Raw genomic sequence first — 1412 nt, forward strand, 5'->3', positions numbered from 1 at the left:
GAGCCAGTATGCTTCAAATAAAATGACCAGCCTGTTAGGTTTAAGTTGTAAAACAACTCAAAGTATGAGCCGGAAAGGAAACTGTTGGGACAACGGTGCGCCACGAAGATCGGAGAGAATCTCAAAGATACTCTATGATCATGCTGTATAAAAGATGAGGGAAGGCCCCACGAAGTCGGAGTACAGGCTCCGGCATCAAACCACCACGAGCTGCTTTGGTCAAAAGCCAAGGTAGTGAGCGTCGTTGGAAAAGGCATTAAATAAATGTCAGGTAAGAATTAAGAAGATGAACGAAAGTGAACAGTCGATGACATGTCGAAAAGCAATTCAACAAACGTCAAAACCGGATGGAGTTGTTAATCCGGGACAAATCCAGACAATACCTGTTTATGGACTGGGTGGCGTTCGGTGTAGAGACTGCATGATCTTAATTCAGGCTTTTATATGGAACGTGGGAACCTGCTGGTTTAATGTTAAGGGAAGAGGTTTCACAAATACTGAAACTGCAAGTACCAAGGTAAATCAGAGGGGCGGAGTAACTCGTAGTAGTGATGAAGTCTGTGAAAGCAGATGGAGCAAAGGAGTTACGTTATTCAGCCAGATATTTTGGTCAACCAGTAATGGAAAGAACCAAAAGTAATGGCAAAATCATTTAACATTAGTAAGCAAATGGTTTGGAATGCCTATTTGAAGATCAAGGCTAACAAAGGTTCAGCCGGTGTTGATAGGCAAACAATTATGGATTTTGAACGTGACTTGAAAAACAATCTATACAAAATCTGGAATCGGTTGTCATCGGGAAGTTACTTTCCACCCGCGGTTCGTAGAGTGTACATCGCAAAGGGAAATGGAAAAACTAGACCTCTTGGAATTCCTACTGTTTCGGACAGAATTGCCCAAATGGTAGTCAAAAATTACTTAGAGCCGATAGTAGATCCACACTTTCACGATGACTCATATGGTTATCGTCCAGGAAAATCTGCACTAGATGCTATTAAAACAGCAAGGCAGAGATGCTGGCGAGATGATTGGGTTTTAGATATGGATATTCGTAGTTTTTTCGATTCAATTGATCATTCGCTGGTAATGAAAGCAGTATCTCATTTCACAAGTTGTCGATGGGTATTACTTTATATCAAGCGATGGTTAATTGCAGACGTAGTTCATCAAAATGGTGCTGTTGAGAAAAGTATAAGAGGCACACCTCAAGGTGGGGTGATTAGTCCGCTCTTAGCAAATATTTTTCTTCATTTTGTATTTGACAAATGGATGGAAAGAGAGTTTCCCAGAGTTCATTTCGAGAGGTATGCCGATGATAGTGCGCCATGAACGAAATTTATCCTATTTGGATAAATTTCGATGCTATAATGACGATGGAGGAAGGCCCTCCGAATTTGGTTTGCAGGAACTGA

General features: G+C 41.2%; 1 protein-coding gene. It reads left to right on the top strand.

Features of this window, described 5'->3' with window-relative positions:
* Positions 1–639 precede the first annotated feature (639 nt).
* Positions 640–1329, top strand: coding sequence for a group II intron reverse transcriptase/maturase (ltrA, locus tag H344_RS20720; protein ID WP_084148842.1), 690 nt, complete (start codon positions 640–642; stop codon positions 1327–1329).
* Positions 1330–1412 lie beyond the last annotated feature (83 nt).

Origin of the sequence: Arenibacter latericius DSM 15913, assembly GCF_000424985.1 — a bacterium.
Classification (GTDB): Bacteria; Bacteroidota; Bacteroidia; order Flavobacteriales; family Flavobacteriaceae; genus Arenibacter; species Arenibacter latericius.

Excerpts from the sequence above, each read along its gene's own strand:
- ltrA (WP_084148842.1), top strand. The coding sequence starts at position 640 with ATGGCAAAATCATTTAACATTAGTAAGCAAATGGTTTGGAATGCCTAT.